The organism is Tunturiibacter empetritectus (assembly GCF_014201375.1).
GTDB lineage: Bacteria > Acidobacteriota > Terriglobia > Terriglobales > Acidobacteriaceae > Edaphobacter > Edaphobacter lichenicola_D.
Genome location: NZ_JACHDZ010000005.1, coordinates 77,662 through 92,913, shown reverse-complemented (window position 1 = coordinate 92,913; position 15,252 = coordinate 77,662). Strand labels below are relative to the sequence as shown.

At 59.2% G+C, this 15,252-nt stretch carries 10 protein-coding genes; 9 read left to right on the top strand and 1 reads right to left on the bottom strand.

Features of this window, described 5'->3' with window-relative positions; all coding sequences use genetic code 11:
* Positions 1-169: 169 nt before the first annotated feature.
* The 6 genes from HDF10_RS15070 to HDF10_RS15045 all read left to right on the top strand — a co-directional run bounded on the left by HDF10_RS15070 (position 170) and on the right by HDF10_RS15045 (position 9,185).
* On the top strand, positions 170-1,243 hold the full coding sequence (locus HDF10_RS15070; protein WP_183814764.1) for a Gfo/Idh/MocA family oxidoreductase: 1,074 nt from the start codon (positions 170-172) through the stop codon (positions 1,241-1,243).
* A 152-nt stretch (positions 1,244-1,395) separates the two neighbouring features.
* Positions 1,396-2,634, top strand: a complete 1,239-nt coding sequence (argJ, locus tag HDF10_RS15065) for a bifunctional glutamate N-acetyltransferase/amino-acid acetyltransferase ArgJ (protein ID WP_183814762.1) — start codon at positions 1,396-1,398, stop codon at positions 2,632-2,634.
* A gap of 248 nt (positions 2,635-2,882) precedes the next feature.
* Complete coding sequence (gene aceE, locus HDF10_RS15060; RefSeq protein ID WP_183814760.1) at positions 2,883-5,558, top strand: pyruvate dehydrogenase (acetyl-transferring), homodimeric type; 2,676 nt, start codon at positions 2,883-2,885, stop codon at positions 5,556-5,558.
* Positions 5,559-5,643: 85 nt separating this feature from the next.
* Positions 5,644-6,513, top strand: coding sequence for a thiamine pyrophosphate-dependent enzyme (locus tag HDF10_RS15055; protein ID WP_183814758.1), 870 nt, complete (start codon positions 5,644-5,646; stop codon positions 6,511-6,513).
* 105 nt (positions 6,514-6,618) lie between these two features.
* Positions 6,619-7,029, top strand: coding sequence for a lysozyme inhibitor LprI family protein (locus HDF10_RS15050; protein ID WP_183814756.1), 411 nt, complete (start codon positions 6,619-6,621; stop codon positions 7,027-7,029).
* Positions 7,030-7,439: 410 nt separating this feature from the next.
* The gene (locus HDF10_RS15045; RefSeq protein ID WP_311732771.1) at positions 7,440-9,185 is read left to right on the top strand and encodes a capsule assembly Wzi family protein; all 1,746 of its coding nucleotides are present in this window, start codon (positions 7,440-7,442) and stop codon (positions 9,183-9,185) included.
* Between the two features lie 222 nt (positions 9,186-9,407).
* Here the strand turns inward: HDF10_RS15045 and HDF10_RS15040 are convergent, their stop codons facing one another.
* Positions 9,408-10,343: a UDP-glucuronic acid decarboxylase family protein gene (locus HDF10_RS15040; protein ID WP_183814754.1), complete on the bottom strand. Its 936-nt coding sequence runs from the start codon at positions 10,341-10,343 to the stop codon at positions 9,408-9,410.
* A 244-nt stretch (positions 10,344-10,587) separates the two neighbouring features.
* Here HDF10_RS15040 and HDF10_RS15035 point away from each other — a divergent pair, with 244 nt between their 5' ends.
* The 3 genes from HDF10_RS15035 to HDF10_RS15025 all read left to right on the top strand — a co-directional run bounded on the left by HDF10_RS15035 (position 10,588) and on the right by HDF10_RS15025 (position 15,219).
* Positions 10,588-12,846: a GumC family protein gene (locus tag HDF10_RS15035; RefSeq protein ID WP_183814752.1), complete on the top strand. Its 2,259-nt coding sequence runs from the start codon at positions 10,588-10,590 to the stop codon at positions 12,844-12,846.
* 41 nt (positions 12,847-12,887) lie between these two features.
* Entirely contained in the window at positions 12,888-13,922 is a 1,035-nt protein-coding gene (locus tag HDF10_RS15030) for a polysaccharide biosynthesis/export family protein (protein WP_311732769.1), read from the top strand.
* Positions 13,923-13,998: 76 nt separating this feature from the next.
* Complete coding sequence (locus tag HDF10_RS15025) at positions 13,999-15,219, top strand: glycosyltransferase family 4 protein (RefSeq protein ID WP_260177911.1); 1,221 nt, start codon at positions 13,999-14,001, stop codon at positions 15,217-15,219.
* Positions 15,220-15,252: the final 33 nt, after the last annotated feature.

Genomic DNA, 15,252 nt, shown 5'->3' with positions numbered 1-15,252 from the left:
GCATTCGGTACACTCTCATCACCTTTGTTTCAGGATTTCAGCTTCCGTGAAGAAGTTTTTGTTGCTTTTTTGCTCAAATTAGTGGCAAAGAGCGAGCTGTAGTGGATGAGGTTTATAAACCGTATCGCCGGATCGAATCGGCGTTGCGCTAGATTGCGAGGAGTTGGGAATGGCTGCTGAGATTGGTGTTGCGGTAATCGGGTTTGGATTGGCAGGGCAGGTGTTTCACGCTCCGTTTGTGAGTGCTGTCCCCGGGTTGAAGCTGGAGGCGATCGTCCAGCGCAGGGGCGACGAGGCTGGGAACGCCTATCCTTCGGCGCGGATTCTGCGGTCGTTTGAGGAGGCGTTGAGCGACGCTGCGGTGCAGCTTGTGGTGGTGGGAACGCCGAACGAGACTCACTTCGACCTGGCGAAGCAGGCTTTGCTGGCCGGAAAGCATGTGGTCGTCGACAAGCCATTTGCTGCGACCAGCGAAGAGACGCTGGAGTTGAAGGAGCTCGGGCGGAAGCAGGGGCGAGTGCTGGCTCCGTTTCATAATCGGCGGTGGGATGGGGACTTTTTGACGGTGAAGAAGATTTTGAAGGACGAGTCGGTGGGGCGGCTGGTGACGTATGAGTCGCACTTCGACCGGTTCCGGCCTGTGCCTCGCGAGAATACCTGGAAGGAGGGAGCGAGCGGCTGCAATGGACTGCTGTTCGACCTTGCTCCTCACCTCGTGGACCAGGTGCTGACGCTGTTCGGCGCGCCGGAGGGGATCACGGCGAGCGTTCGGATGGATCGGGACTTGACCGATATCGAAGATGCGTTCGACATTACGCTGGAGTATCCGAAGATGCGGGCGCACTGCCGGTCGAGCATGCTGGCCTGCGATGCTGCACCGAGGTTCCTGCTGCATGGGACGCGGGGGAGCTTCAAGAAGTTCGGACTCGATCCGCAGGAGCCTGCGCTTCTTGGCGGAGCGAAGCTGCCTCGCATGGGTGAGGGTGAGTGGCTGGCTGATGCCGAGGAGCACTGGGGCACGCTGACCGTTGCTCCGGACCCGAACGATCCCGGCACGTTGACCCGGACCAAGGTGAGGACTGAGCTGGGAGACTACCGCTTCTACTACGCCAATGTTCGCGATGCGATTAACGGTACGGCTGAGCTGGCCGTGAAGCCGGAAGATGGTTATCGGACGATCAAGCTGCTGGAGATGGCGCGGCAGAGTTCTCTGGAGGGGCGGACGCTGCCTGTCTCCTTCTGAGAGAAAAAACGGTTCGCGTCTTGCGCGAAGGCCCACATCTCAAAATCGAGAAATGGGGCACCCAGTAGCGCAACGACAACAGCAGATTCCTCCGCTGCGCTGCGGAATGACAAACAAAAGTTTGGATGCAGGGAGATTGTAGAGTAGAGGATATGCAGAGTGACGAGATAATGAAGTCGCAGACGCTGCCGCTGGGTTTTGCGTGGGGCGCGGTGAGGGCCGGAATCAAGGCGAGTGGCAATGCCGATGTTGCGATTGCGGTCGCGGCCAAGGGTGCGAATGCTGCTGCGATGTTTACTAAGAACCAGGTTGTGGCGGCGCCGGTGACAGTGGGACGGCGCCATATGGCTTCTACCGGCGGGCGCGTGGGCGTGGTGCTGGTCAATGCGGGGAATGCAAACTGCGCGACCGGGCAGCCTGGAGTAGAGGCTTGTGTGCAGACGTGTGTCGCGGCGGCGGAGAGGTTTCACTGCATCTTTGATGAGGTCTTCCCTTCTTCGACGGGGATTATCGGTGTGCCGTTCCCTTCCGAGAAGGTAGTGTCCGCGCTGCCTGAGTTGGAGCAGGAGATGGGTGCGACGCCGGAGCATGCGGACTCGTTTGCCCAAGCTATTATGACGACCGATACGAAGATGAAGGTGGCGCGAGCTTCGATCGATGTCGATGGAGTTGAGGTGCGGATCTTTGGTGTGGCGAAGGGCGCGGGGATGATTCATCCGCAGCTTGGTGCGCCGGTGGGGCCAGCGCATGCGACGATGCTGGTTTATCTGTTTACCGATATTGCTGCGGAGAGTGAACAACTGCGCGGGGTGCTGGAGCCTGCGGTGGAGCGAAGCTTCAATTCGATCTCGATCGATGGCGATACTTCGACTAACGATACGGTGTTGCTGCTGGCCAGCGGAGTGAGTGGCGTGAAGCTCGATGCACGCACGCAGGAGCCGTTTGCGAATGCTCTGAAGCTGGTGTGCGGGTCGCTGGCGTACCAGATTGTGGATGACGGCGAGGGCGTAGGTCATGTCGTCACGCTGCATATTACCGGTGCGCGGACTGAGGCTGAGGCGAAGCAGGTGGCGAAGGCGATTGCTCACTCGCCGTTGTGCAAGACGGCGTGGTCGAGTGCGGACCCGAACTGGGGGCGACTGCTGGCCGCGGCTGGGTACAGTGGGGTGGTGTTTGATCCGGCGCTGGTGAATATCACGATTGGGAGCCAGCCGGTGTTTGAGCTTGGGGTGCGGTCGGCTGCGTTCCAGGAGTCGGCGGCGCATGCGGAGATGCAGGCTCGGGATTACACAATCACGATCGATCTGGGGCTGGGCGAGGCGGAGTGCCGGTTTCTGACTTGTGATCTGACGGAAGAGTATGTGCGGATTAATGCGGATTACTCGACTTAAAGGCGGTGTCCTGCCGGACGGGCGCCCTACGCGGGCAGCGGTCACTTCGTGACTTGTATACCGCTTCGCGTGGTCCTCCCGTTGGTCGCGAACAGGATCTTGTGCCGACCAGCGGGAGGACCACGCGAAGCTCTAAAAAGGCGTGTGAACGCCCGCCCTCCGCGCAGGAGGCCCGTCCGGCAGGACCCAGGTTTTACGTTTTAGCCTAAGCCTTATATCGTTATAAGCGTGGGAGCATAAGAAGACCTATGACAACGAAACTAGAAGAAGCCGCCAAGCAGGACTTTACCGCCGAAGTCTCCGAGTGGATTGAGGCGTTCGACGACGTCGTCGCCGCAGACTGGGAGCAGGGCTCGGAGCTGTTGGAGGCTCTGCGAAAGCGCGCCCACGAAGCAGGAGTACCAACGCCGAGCGAGCTGACGACTCCCTATCGCAACACGATTCCGAAGCATGACGAGATTGCGTATCCGGGCGACAGAGCGTTGGAGCGGCGGGTGGAGAGCCTGATTCGCTGGAACGCAATGGCGATGGTGCATGGCCAGAACAAGAAAGACGCAGGAATCGGTGGGCACATCTCGACCTACTCTTCGCTGGCTACGCTGCTTGAGGTTGGCTTCAATCACTTCTTCCATGCGAAGTACACGGCCGGTGGGCAGGAGCAGCCGGGAGACTTTATCTACTTCCAGGGGCACGCTTCGCCGGGGGTGTATGCGCGGGCTTATCTCGAGGGGAGGTTGGATGACGATCGGCTGAAGAACTTTCGGCATGAGCTGAGAGAGACACCGGGGCTGAGCTCGTATCCGCATCCGTGGCTGATGCCGAACTTCTGGAACTTCCCTACGGTGTCGATGGGGATTGGGCCGCTGAATGCGATCTATCAGGCGCGGTTTATGCGGTATCTGGAGAATCGCAAGCTGATTGAGGTAACTGACCGCAAGGTGTGGGCGTTTGTGGGCGACGGCGAGACGGACGAGGTCGATAGCCTGGGCGCTATCTCGGTGGCGGCGCGGGAGAAGCTGGATAATTTGATCTTTGTCGTCAACTGCAATTTACAAAGGCTTGACGGCCCGGTGCGCGGGAACAAGCGGATCATCGATGAGTTGGAGGGCGTCTTCCGCGGCGCTGGATGGAATGTGATCAAGGTGGTTTGGGGCTCGGATTGGGATGCGCTGTTTGAGCGCGACCATACGGGACTGCTGCTGCGCCGGATGGAAGAGTGCGTGGATGGCGAGTACCAGACGTTCAAGGCGAAGGGCGGGGCGTACCTGCGGGAGAACTTCTTCGGGAAGTATCCGGAGCTGCTGGAGCTGGTGAAGGATATGACCGATGAGCAGCTTGGGTTGCTGCATCGTGGCGGGCATGACCGGACGAAGATCTACAACGCGTATAAGCGGGCGGTGGAGCATAAGGGTGGTCCGACCGTGATTCTGGCGAAGACCGTGAAGGGTCATGGGCTGGGTTCGGCACAGTCGCGCAATGCGACCCACTCGGAGAAGAAGCTGGCCGATGATGGGCTGGCGGCGTTTGTGAAGCGCTTCGAGATTCCAATTCCCGAGGAGGCGGCGAAATCGGGCACGCCGTACCGGCCGGCGCAGGACTCTCCCGAAATCGTTTACATGCAGGAGCGGCGCAGGGAACTGGGTGGGTATCTGCCGACGCGTGAGGTGCCGAAGACTGAGTTCAAGGCTCCGGGTCTGGAGTACTTCGGCGAGTGGACGGCGGGGTCAAATAAGCGTGCGGTGTCGACGACGATGGGGTTCGTGAGCATACTGCGGCACCTGATGAAGGACCCGGCGATTGGGAAGTTGATTGTGCCGATTGTGCCGGATGAGGGCAGGACGTTCGGGCTCGAGTCGGCGATCCGGCAGGTTGGAATCTACGCTCCCGAGGGGCAGAAGTACGAGCCGCACGATGCGGATATGCTGCTCTACTACCGCGAGGATAAAGACGGGCAGATTCTCGAGGAAGGGATTACGGAGGCGGGGTCGATGGCCTCGTTTACCGCGGCAGGCACGGCTTATGTGAACTACAAAGTGCCGGCGATTCCCTTCTATATGTACTACTCGATGTTTGGCTTTCAGCGCATCGGGGACATGGTGTGGGCCTTTGCGGACTCGCGCGGCAAGGGCTTCTTGATGGGTGGCACGGCTGGGCGAACGACGATGCTTGGCGAAGGTTTGCAGCATCAGGATGGGCATAGCATCGTGCTGGCGAGTACTGTTCCTACTTGTGTGACCTATGATCCGGCGTTTGTGTATGAGCTGGCAGTCGTGATTCAGGATGGCATTCGCCGGATGTATGAGAAGGGCGAAGACTGCTTCTACTACATCACGATGTACAACGAGGACTATGCGATGCCTGCGATGCCGGAGGGTTCGGCGGAGGGGATTCTGCGCGGGATGTACAAGCTGAAGCCGGCGGCTGGCGAAGCGACAGCACAGTTGTTTGGCAGCGGACCGATTCTGAACGAGGTGCTGCGGGCGCAGGAGATTCTGGCTTCGAAGTACAGCGTGCAGGCCGATGTGTGGAGTGTGACCAGCTACACCGAGCTGCGGCGCGATGCGTTGGCGGTAGAGCGATGGAACAGGCTGCATCCGGCGGAGAAGGAGAAAGTGCCTTACGTCCTGCAGGCGCTTGGCAGCTCGGCTGGACCGATCATTGCGACCAGCGACTATATGAAGTCGGTGCCGGATCTGCTGTCGCCGTGGCTGCCTTCGCGTCTGGTGACTCTGGGCACGGATGGCTTCGGACGGAGCGACAACCGCGAGCATCTGCGGAGGCACTTTGAGGTCAGTGCCGAGGCGATCGTTGGCGCTACGCTGTCCAAGCTGGCTCGTGATGGGAAGTTCAAACCGAAGGCGGCGCAGAAGGCGTTGGCCGAGCTTGGTCTGGATGTCGAAGCGGTCGATCCGGCGCGCGCCTAGCAGCTTTTGAAGGGCTTTGATGGCGATGAGGGTTCCTCGCGGGAACCCTCTCGTTTTTGTAACTTGAAGTGTTACGGAGGGTTGGTTGAGCGACGCGGGGCTGTACGAGAATCCACTGGTGCCGAACAAGAAGTTGCTGCAGATGTATAGCGTGATGGCCGACGCGAGAGCTTTGGACGAGCACGTTGCCGGGTTGCAGAAAAGCGTGAAGGCGCGGAGGCGGCTGGGTTCTACGCTTGGAGAGGAGGCCTGCCGGGTGAGCACGGCGCTGGAGCTGCTGCCGGGCGATCTGGTGAGCGACTCGCAGCCTGGCGTGGTGATGGATCTGATCACGGGCCCGCAGTCGAAGGCGCAGATCGATTCTCTGTTGGGGCGTGTTGCGAAGTTTCACGAAGGCAAGATCGACGGAGCGAAGCTGGCCAGGGAGGGTGCCCTGGCGCGGGTTTTGCCTTGGGTGGACGATGTGAGCGACCGGCTGCGAATGGCGATGGGCTCCGCACTCTCGTTCAAGACGCTGAAGCGGGGCAGCGTGGTGGTCGCCTATGCCGGCCACTCGGAGTTGGACAAGAGGCAGTGGCGGGAGATCATCGAGTCCGCTGCGAAGTTGGATCTGCCGATGATCTTTGTGGTCTTACCATCCAAAGGCAAAGATAAAGTTGGTGTGAGCCAACTGAGCGCGAAGGTTCGCAGGTGGGGGATGCCGGGAATGCCGGTGGACGTGAACGATGCGGTGGCCTTGTATCGCGTGACCCAGGAGTCGCTGGGGAGGATCCGGGGGGGCGGGGGGCCGGTTCTGATTGAATGCAAAGGATATCGGGTGGAGGGCGCGGGAGGAGACGCCGCGCAGGATCCGCTGGTGCAGATGCAGGGATTTCTGCTGGGGCGCAAGGTCTGCACAAGGGCGTGGCTGAAGCGGGCCGGAGAGCGGCTTCGCAAAGCGTATTTCATGCGCTGAACGGCGTGTCCTCACTGAACTGTATTCGCAGCAAGATACATCACTCACCACGTCATTTTCATGCCCGCAACCGGAAAGGCACCCTGAGGTTTGTTATCGTGGGCCATGATCCCTCTTGTCCGTTCCTGGCTGATCTTGCTCGCAACCTTCATTTGTTTCGGCACCGTCGCCAAAGCCCAGCACATGAACTCCGCAAGCGCGCCCTGCCGGAACGAAGTGGTGACCGTGGCCATGGAAAACTGCTTCGATAAAGCGTACAAAGCCGCTGATGGTGGACTGAATCAGAGGTTCAGCCAGATATCGAAGGTGCTGCAAGCGGATGACCTGCAACGGCTAAAAGTGGCGCAACGTCTTTGGATACAGTTTCGAGACGCGACCTGCACGGCAGAGAGCAATCTCTACAACGGTGGAACTGCGTCTGCTCCGGCCTATTCAGCTTGCCTTGAAGAACTAACACGCCAGCGAACAGCGGATCTCGAGACGATCTACGGCTGGGTTATCGCAAATTCCAAGTAAACAAGGGTGAGCCAGATATCCAGATATATTTGTTGCCACTGTATTTCCTCTGCTGAACTGTATTTCATCTACTGAACAGGGACTTCCCGTCATCAGTTGGTAACTTCGGACTGGACCCTGTCGGCAGTTACACTGGTATTGGCGTTTCAAAGCTCCAGATTGAGGTGTAAGTGCGGACCAAAGTTTCTCTTTGTTTTGCAGCACTGAGTTTATGTGCCGCATCGACAGCGATCGCGCAGACGCCAACGCCCCCTCCGGCTCCCCCACCAGCCTCGGACTCTGCCCCGGCTCCAACTCCAATTCCAGCGCCAGAGGGAACCACGAATGGCATTGCGCCTTATGCGGCGCCGCAACAGTCGCCAGCGCCTGCGCCGGTTCCTTCGCAGCCGGCACCCTCTGCAACTCCTCCTGTGGCAAACCCCTCGCTGCCTCCTCCTACGCAGACGGCTCAGCCAGTCGTTCCGCCGGAGCAGACGAGCAAGGAGAGACCGTTTATCGGTTATCCCGGCTATGCTCCTGACGATCTGAAGCCACCTCCGGACCGGCTGGGATCGACCTACATTCCGGACGATAGCTGGGTGTATCCGGCGATGACGCGGCTTTACTCGATGGGCTTCCTCAACACGATGTTTCTCGGCATGCGGCCTTATACGCGCCGCAGCATCCTGCATATGCTGGAGGACTCCCGGGGCGACATCGTCAACAGCGGCAACGAAGAGGCACAGTCGATCCTCGCAAAGCTGGAGAACGAGATCAGTGAGGAGGATCCTGACGGCGGGCTGATTGCGCGTGGCGTTGTGTATGGGCTGGCCTCCTCTTATACGCGCCTGCTGGGGATCAGCGGGCCGATTCTGCGGGACAGCTACCACCTTGGCCAAACGATCAGTAACGACTATGGGCGTCCCTACCAGAGCGGCTTCAACAGCATTGTGGGGGCTTCGGGACTGGGAGAGTGGGGACCGTTTTCGCTGTATATCCGCGGCGAGTATCAGCACGCCCCCTCGGCTGATGGGTACTCTCTCGATCTGGCGCAGCTTTTGTCTACGGTCGACCTAATCATTCCGTATCCGGGACCTCAGACCACGATTCCGCTGGGGCCGATCTCGGACCAGAATCCGTTTCGGCTGGTTGAGGCCTACGCTTCGGTGCACGTGCTGGGCCACGAGGTCTCCGGCGGCAAGAGCGATGCATGGCTGGGACCGGGCGCAGGCGGCTCGCTGGCATGGTCTAACAACGCAGAGAATATCTATTCGTTTCGCATCAACCGGGTTGAACCGCTGTATATCCCGTTCGTGTCAAAGCTGTTGGGCCCGCTTCGTTATGACTTTTTCTACGGCGATCTGAAGGGACATAACGTTCCGCGAGACCCCTGGGTCCATGCGGAGAAGTTTGCTTTCCGGCCTACGGAAAACTTTGAGTTCGGATTTGAGCGAACGATCATCTTTGGAGGAAAGGGGCATTCGCCGGTGACGCTGCACACGTTTCTGCGCGGCTTCTTCGACCCGAACGATACGACTGCGGCAGAGAAGGCAGGACGAAACGATCCGGGGGCAAGGTTCAGCGACTTTGAAGCCTCATACCGCCTTCCTTTGCTCCGCAAATATGTCACCTTCGTCGTGGACTCGATCTCGCATGACGATGTGACACCGATCAGCGCGCCTCGCCGCGCGTCGTATAGGACGGGGCTGTATCTCTCGCAGATTCCGGGAGTCAAGGGCCTCGATTTCAGAGTGGAGGCGGTATCGACCGACCCGGGCGTCTCGGTGGCCCACTCAGGACAGCTTGCCTATTGGGAGACCATCCAGAAGCAGGGCTATACGAATAACGGATTCATCATGGGGGACTGGATAGGGCGCGAGGCCAAGGGCGGCCAGGCATGGCTGACCTATCACTTCTCGGGCAATGAGTGGATTCAGCTGGAGTATCTGAACAAGAAGACGCCCGCGAACTTTATCCCCGGCGGGACGACGCAAAACCAGTTCAAGGCGAGCGTTGTGAAACGACTGGGAAAAGACAAAAACGTGGAGCTGAACGCATGGGTGCAGTATGAGGGCTGGAAGGCGCCGGTCTATAAGCCGGGACTGCAGCAGGATACTTCGACTGCGGTACAGCTGACCTGGTATCCGAAGTTACGGAATGGCCCGTCCTTTCACTAAGTCGAAGCTGTGTCCTGCCGGACGGGCGCCCTGCGCGGGCGGCGGTCACTTCGTGACTTGTATACCCCTTCGGTTGGCGCTCCCGTTGGTCGCGAGCCATCTTTCTCTCCGATCAACGGGAGGACCACGGCGTTCGTTCCACCACCGGTATACGCGTCACGAAGTGACCGCCTCCCGCGCAGGGCGTACCTCCCGTATAGGTCATTTTGGTCTGGGCTATCGCTAGGCGACACAGGCTTTGAAGTATTCGAGAGAGCGTTCGAGGCCCTGCCGGAGGGTGACCTTCGGCTCCCAGTTGAGGAGCGTCCTGGCACGGGTGATGTCCGGGCGCCGGCGGGCGGGATCGTCCTGCGGCAGGTCACGAAAGAGGATCTCGACCCTGGAACCTGTAACGGCGAGGATCTCGCGGGCGCATTCGAGAATGGTCCACTCGACCGGATTGCCAAGGTTGACAGGAAGATGCTCCCCGGAGCGTGAGAGCAGAAGAATCCCTTCGATGAGATCGGAGACGTAGCAGAAGCTGCGGGTCTGGGAGCCGTCGCCGTAGATGGTGAGAGGTTCGCCGCGCAGGGCCTGCACCATTAGGTTTGAGATGACTCGGCCGTCGCTGGCTTGAAGGCGCGGTCCGTAAGTGTTGAAGATGCGGACCAGGTGCGTGTCGACGCCATAGTAGCGATGGTAGGCGGTAACGGCGGCCTCGGAGAAGCGCTTGGCCTCGTCGTAGACCGAGCGCGGACCGACTGGATTGACGTTGCCCCAATAGGTCTCGACCTGGGGATGAACCTCGGGGTCGCCGTAGCACTCGGAGGTGGAGGCGTGGAGATAGCCGGCGCCATACTTGCGAGCGAGGTCGAGGGTGTTGATAGTGCCGGCAGAGCCGACCAGCAAGGTTTCGACACCGAGGCGGGAGTAGTCGATTGGACTGGCGGGGGAGGCGAAGTTGAAGATGTAGTCTGCTTTGCCGAGGTCGAAGGGCTTGCAGATGTCGAGTTCGATGAGGCGGAAGCGGCTTTCGCGCGAGAGATGGCTGAGGTTGGCCAGGTTGCCGGTGCTGAGGTTGTCGACTCCGACGACGGTGTCATCGTTAGAGAGCAACGCGTCACAGAGATGAGACCCAAGAAAGCCGGCGGCTCCTGTGACGAGAATCTTTCGAGACATGACGTAGTACCTTTCATGGGATGGAAGACCTGCTGGCCTAAAACTTGCAGGATCGAGGATGTCTCAGTGGCTCAATTTCGATGGATCGCCCATCGGTTGATGGTGTTATGGCTCCTGGTCGAGGATATCCGAGTTTGCCTAGTTACAGGGGCGTTGCAGGATGAGGTAACACTTTTGGACCATTAGGAGCCTGCTGTTCATCTAATCCTGCTTCCGGCAGGGCTGCTCGGGTAGACTAGGGGGAATGGGTTCTAAAAATACGCAGCCGCCGCATGTGGGTGTTCCGGAGACGAACCAGGCAGGGTTCAGTACAACGGTTACAGATACTACGCTCTCTGAAGCCCTGATTGTGCTGCGGAAACGCAAGCTGGTCCTGATTATTGCTGTTCTGCTAGGTTTGGCATACGGAATCTACAAGGCCGAGTCGCAGCCGAAGCTGTATGAGGCCTATGGACGTATTCAGGTGCGTTCGGGCTCGTCGAACGAATACCGGGTTAGCGCGGTGGCGGCCTACGGCGGCGACGCCAGCACAAAACTGCTGAGCGAGATTGAGATTATCAAGAGCGATTCGCTGATGTTGAACGTTTGCCGCGAGATGGACCTGGCCAACAACGCGGATTTTCTCGAAAAACCGACGGCACCGCAGCCGCGGGCGAACCTGTCGGATGGCGAGACCAGGCAGGATACGGTCCATCGCCTGCAGAGCAACCTGCACGTCACGATCGTTGCGAAGACCGATATTATCCGCATCAGCTACAGCAGCCTGAACGCGAAGCTGTCGTCCGATATCGTCAACAAGATCATCTCGGACTACGTTCAGCGAAGCTATCAGGTCCGATACGAATCCTCGCAGCGGGCCTCCGTCTGGCTCTCCGGTACGCTCGAAGGTCTGAGGCAGGAGGTAGAGTCGTCGCAGGAACAGACGATGGACATGCAGCGTCGCCTTGGCATCCTTGGATTTGATCCGAACCACAATCAGATTAACGAATCGCTCGATGACCTCGCCAGAGCGTCCGGTGCGGCGAAGCTGGCTCGCATCATTGCTGAGGCACGCTACCGAGTCGTAAGCGGAATGGACCCGAACACCATCGAAGGCACCATCGAGCTGACTCCTGGAACGGCACCTGGAGAGCTGACGCAACTGCGCGCGCAACTGGCCGGGGCTAAAGCGAACTATGCCACGCTGGAGTCTTCGCTCGGCCCGAATCATCCCCAATCCAAGGCGCTTAAGGCTCAGATCGACGAGTTCGTCAAAGAGATCAATGAGGAGCAGAACCGCCTGATTGTGCAGGCGAAGCAGAATTTCGTGGTCGCAAAGGCGAATGAAGATCAGACGACCGCAGCACTTGAGGCTCAGAAGACAGAAGCCTACAAGCTGCGGGATCAACTGGTGGAGTACACCCTGCGCCAACGGGAGTACGAGGCCAACCGAACCCTCTATGACAGCCTGAAATCCCGGCTGCGAACGGCCAGCGTTCAATCGGGCCTTGAGTCTCTGGATGTCGATGTTGTGGACCAGGCGTTGCCTCCGGCGCAGCCTGTGTTGCGGCCTCAATCAACGGTGATCATAACGGCTTTGATCTTTTCGCTTCTGGCGGGTATCGTGGTGGCCTTCCTGATGGAGAGCCTGGATACCGGGTTGCGCAGCATTGCAGAGATTGAAAGCATTACGGAGTTGCCGTCGCTGGCAATCATTCCGCGAGCACGCAGATCGTCGGTCGATCAGGCCGCGACCCTGAGCACTGCGCAACGCAACGTCGGAATCCTGACACAGCCGAAGTCGCAGTTTGCGGAGGCGTTCCGTTCCCTGCGTACGTCGCTGCTGCTTTCCAGTACCGGCCAACCGCCGAAGTTCATAGTGCTGACCAGCGCAACGCCGTCGGAAGGAAAGACGACGGCCGCGAGCAATTTGGCTGCGATCCTGGCGCAACGGGACACGCGGGTTCTGCTGATCGACGGAGACCTTCGACGGCCCAATATTCATCATCGGTTCGGGTTGAACGGAAAGATCGGTCTGACGACGGTATTGACCGGAGCAACCAAGCTGGAGGAGACGGTACAGAGCGTGCCCGAGATTCCAAATCTGGACATTCTGCCGAGCGGGCCGGTTCCGCCATTCCCTACCGAAATGCTGAGTTCGGCGGCGATGGAGACGATCCTCAAGCGCTGTGGAGAGCTATACGACTACATCGTGATCGATTCGCCGCCAATCCTGTCGGTGACCGATGGCGTGATTCTGGCGCGACAGGCTGACGCTGTGGTGCTGGTCGTGCGTCATGGCAAATCGAGCAAGCATGTGGTGCGCCGGGCCAGGGATCTGCTGCTGCGCTCGGGCGCCGCCATCACCGGAATCGTGCTGAACGCAGTTGATCTGAACTCGCCGGAGTACTACGGCTACTACGGCTACTCGGGTTACTCCTACTCCAGTGTGGACTCCGATAGTTGGGAGTCGCAGACGGCTGCCGAAAGGGAGCACACCAACGCCGGAGAGACAAAGCGATGAGACAGAGACGGGAAGGTCTCCGGACAGGAGCCGAGAAGCACGTGAATCAAATTGACTGTCGCAAGGTCTGGCTTGCTTCCGCTGTTTTTCTTCTGATGGCTCTCTGCGGCCGCTTCGCGGAGGCGCAGTTCAGCGGACCGGCGCTCGGGATCACGGCCGAGGTGAATCCCCCGATCACGATCACCACCGATCCTGCAATTCTGTTCCCTGCCGGCCGCGACGCCTATCTTGGAATCGGGGACGTGCTCTCCATACGGATATACGGAAACCCGGACTACACTCCGATCGTGCGGATCGGTCTTGACGGCACCGTTCAACTGCCTCTGATTGGGAGTGTAGTGGTGAACGACCTTACCGTTCATCAGGCCCAGAATCTGATCGCGCAGAAACTGGTGGCTGCCGGCATGTATCGTGATCCTCAGGTGTCGATTCAGATTACGGAATCTCCAAATCAGATCGTTACCCTTATCGGCGAAGTGAAAGGGATCGTGCCGGTAATTGGCCAGCGCCGCCTGTTTGATGTACTGGCGGCTGCGGGAGGAGGAGGGGGGGGTGGCGGCGCAACAACCGTTGTGGGTGGAGGTGGAGGACTGCCGTCGACCGCAAGCCATGTCATCACGATCAATCGTTACGGCGCAGCGGAGCCGATCGTCATCGACCTTGGCACCGATCCCGCGAAGAGTGCGCTGATCAACATCCCCATCTTTCCGCGCGATACGATCATCGTTCCACGGGTTGGCGTGGTCTATCTGCTGGGCGCCTTCAAGGTTCAGGGAGCGATCCCGCTACAACAAAACTCTCCTATCACTCTGATGAAGGTGGCAGCCCTTGCAGGCGGCCCGGGTTTTGAAGGCAGATTCAACGACCTAAGAATCATTCGCACGACAGGCACCACCCGACAGGTGGTTCGCGTCGATATCACCAAGGTGATCAACGGTAAGGTTCCGGATCCTGTCCTGCAGGCCGAAGACATCGTATTCCTGCCGTCCAGTCCGATGAAATCAGCGATCAAGAATGGCGGCATCGGTACGCTGCTGGGAATCATTTCGATCCTGATTATTGCCATTCAACAGTAGTCAAGAACGCATCGACCGGGCTTCGCCTGAGAACCTACAAGATATGGTTTTACCCTCGTCGGACGTTGGAAAAGGCTTGAAGAAGAGAGTGAGGCTGGCCTATCTGGTGAGCCATCCTATCCAGTATCAGGCTCCGCTGTTGCGCCGCATCGCGCAGGAGCCGGACATCGACCTAACTGTCTTCTTTGGCTCGGATTTTTCGGTACGCAGCTACCAGGATGAAGGCTTCGGCGTGGATGTGAAGTGGGACGTTCCGCTGCTCGAGGGATACCGCCATAAATTTCTGCCGGTGATCCGTGACGATGGCACGCAGACGGTGACCACCCCGCTGAACTACGGCATCTTCAGCGAACTTCGCGGCCGCAATGGAGAGCCCGGCTTCGATCTGCTATGGACCCATGGCTACAACATGGTGAATGCGCTGCACGGAATGGTGGCTGCGAAGGCGCTGGGAATCCCCGTGCTGGTGCGCGCCGACATGTGGCTGCGTGACCGCGCACGGAGTGGCCCGAAGCTTCTTCTGAAGACGCTCTTCTTTCAGTTTCTGAAGAACATGGTGGATGGAGTGCTGCCTGTCGGCACGTTGAATATCGAGTACTGGCGGCACTATCTGGGTGACGACGTGCCATTATTTCTGATGCCCTATGCCGTGGACAATGATTACTTCCAGCGACGAAGCCAGGAGGCTGCTACGACGCGCGACGCCTTCCGCAGAGAGCTTGGCCTTGATCCCGGAAGACCAATCATCCTATTCGCCTCAAAACTGCAGCAGCGCAAACACTGCTCCGATCTGATCGACGCGTATGAGAGTTTGATCAACGACGAGACGGACCGGCCACGCCCTTATCTGCTGATCGTTGGCGATGGAGAGGAGCGAGCCGCACTCGAAGAACAGGCCAAATCGCGCGGATTGATGGACGTTCGATTCTGCGGGTTTCGCAATCAGTCGGAGCTGCCGAGGTTCTTTGATCTCGCAAGCGTATTTGTCCTGCCCGCCCGCCATGAGCCCTGGGGGTTGGTGGTGAATGAGGCGATGAACGCCGGACGTGCGGTGATCCTGTCCGACGATATCGGGTGTCAACCCGATCTGGTGACGGATGGCGTGGAAGGATATGTGTTCCCCGTGCGAAATGTGAGCGCGCTCGCCGAGGCGCTGCGACGCGTGCTGGCAACGCCGGAGTCCGCGGCGCAGATGGGTCAGCGCGCACTCGACCGAATCAACGCCTGGAGCTTTGAAGAGGACATTCAGGCGCTGCGCCAGGCCATCGCGCAACTGACACGAAGGATCATCGCCTAGCGCTGGCCGCCGCCATGAGATCTCCTGACCCAA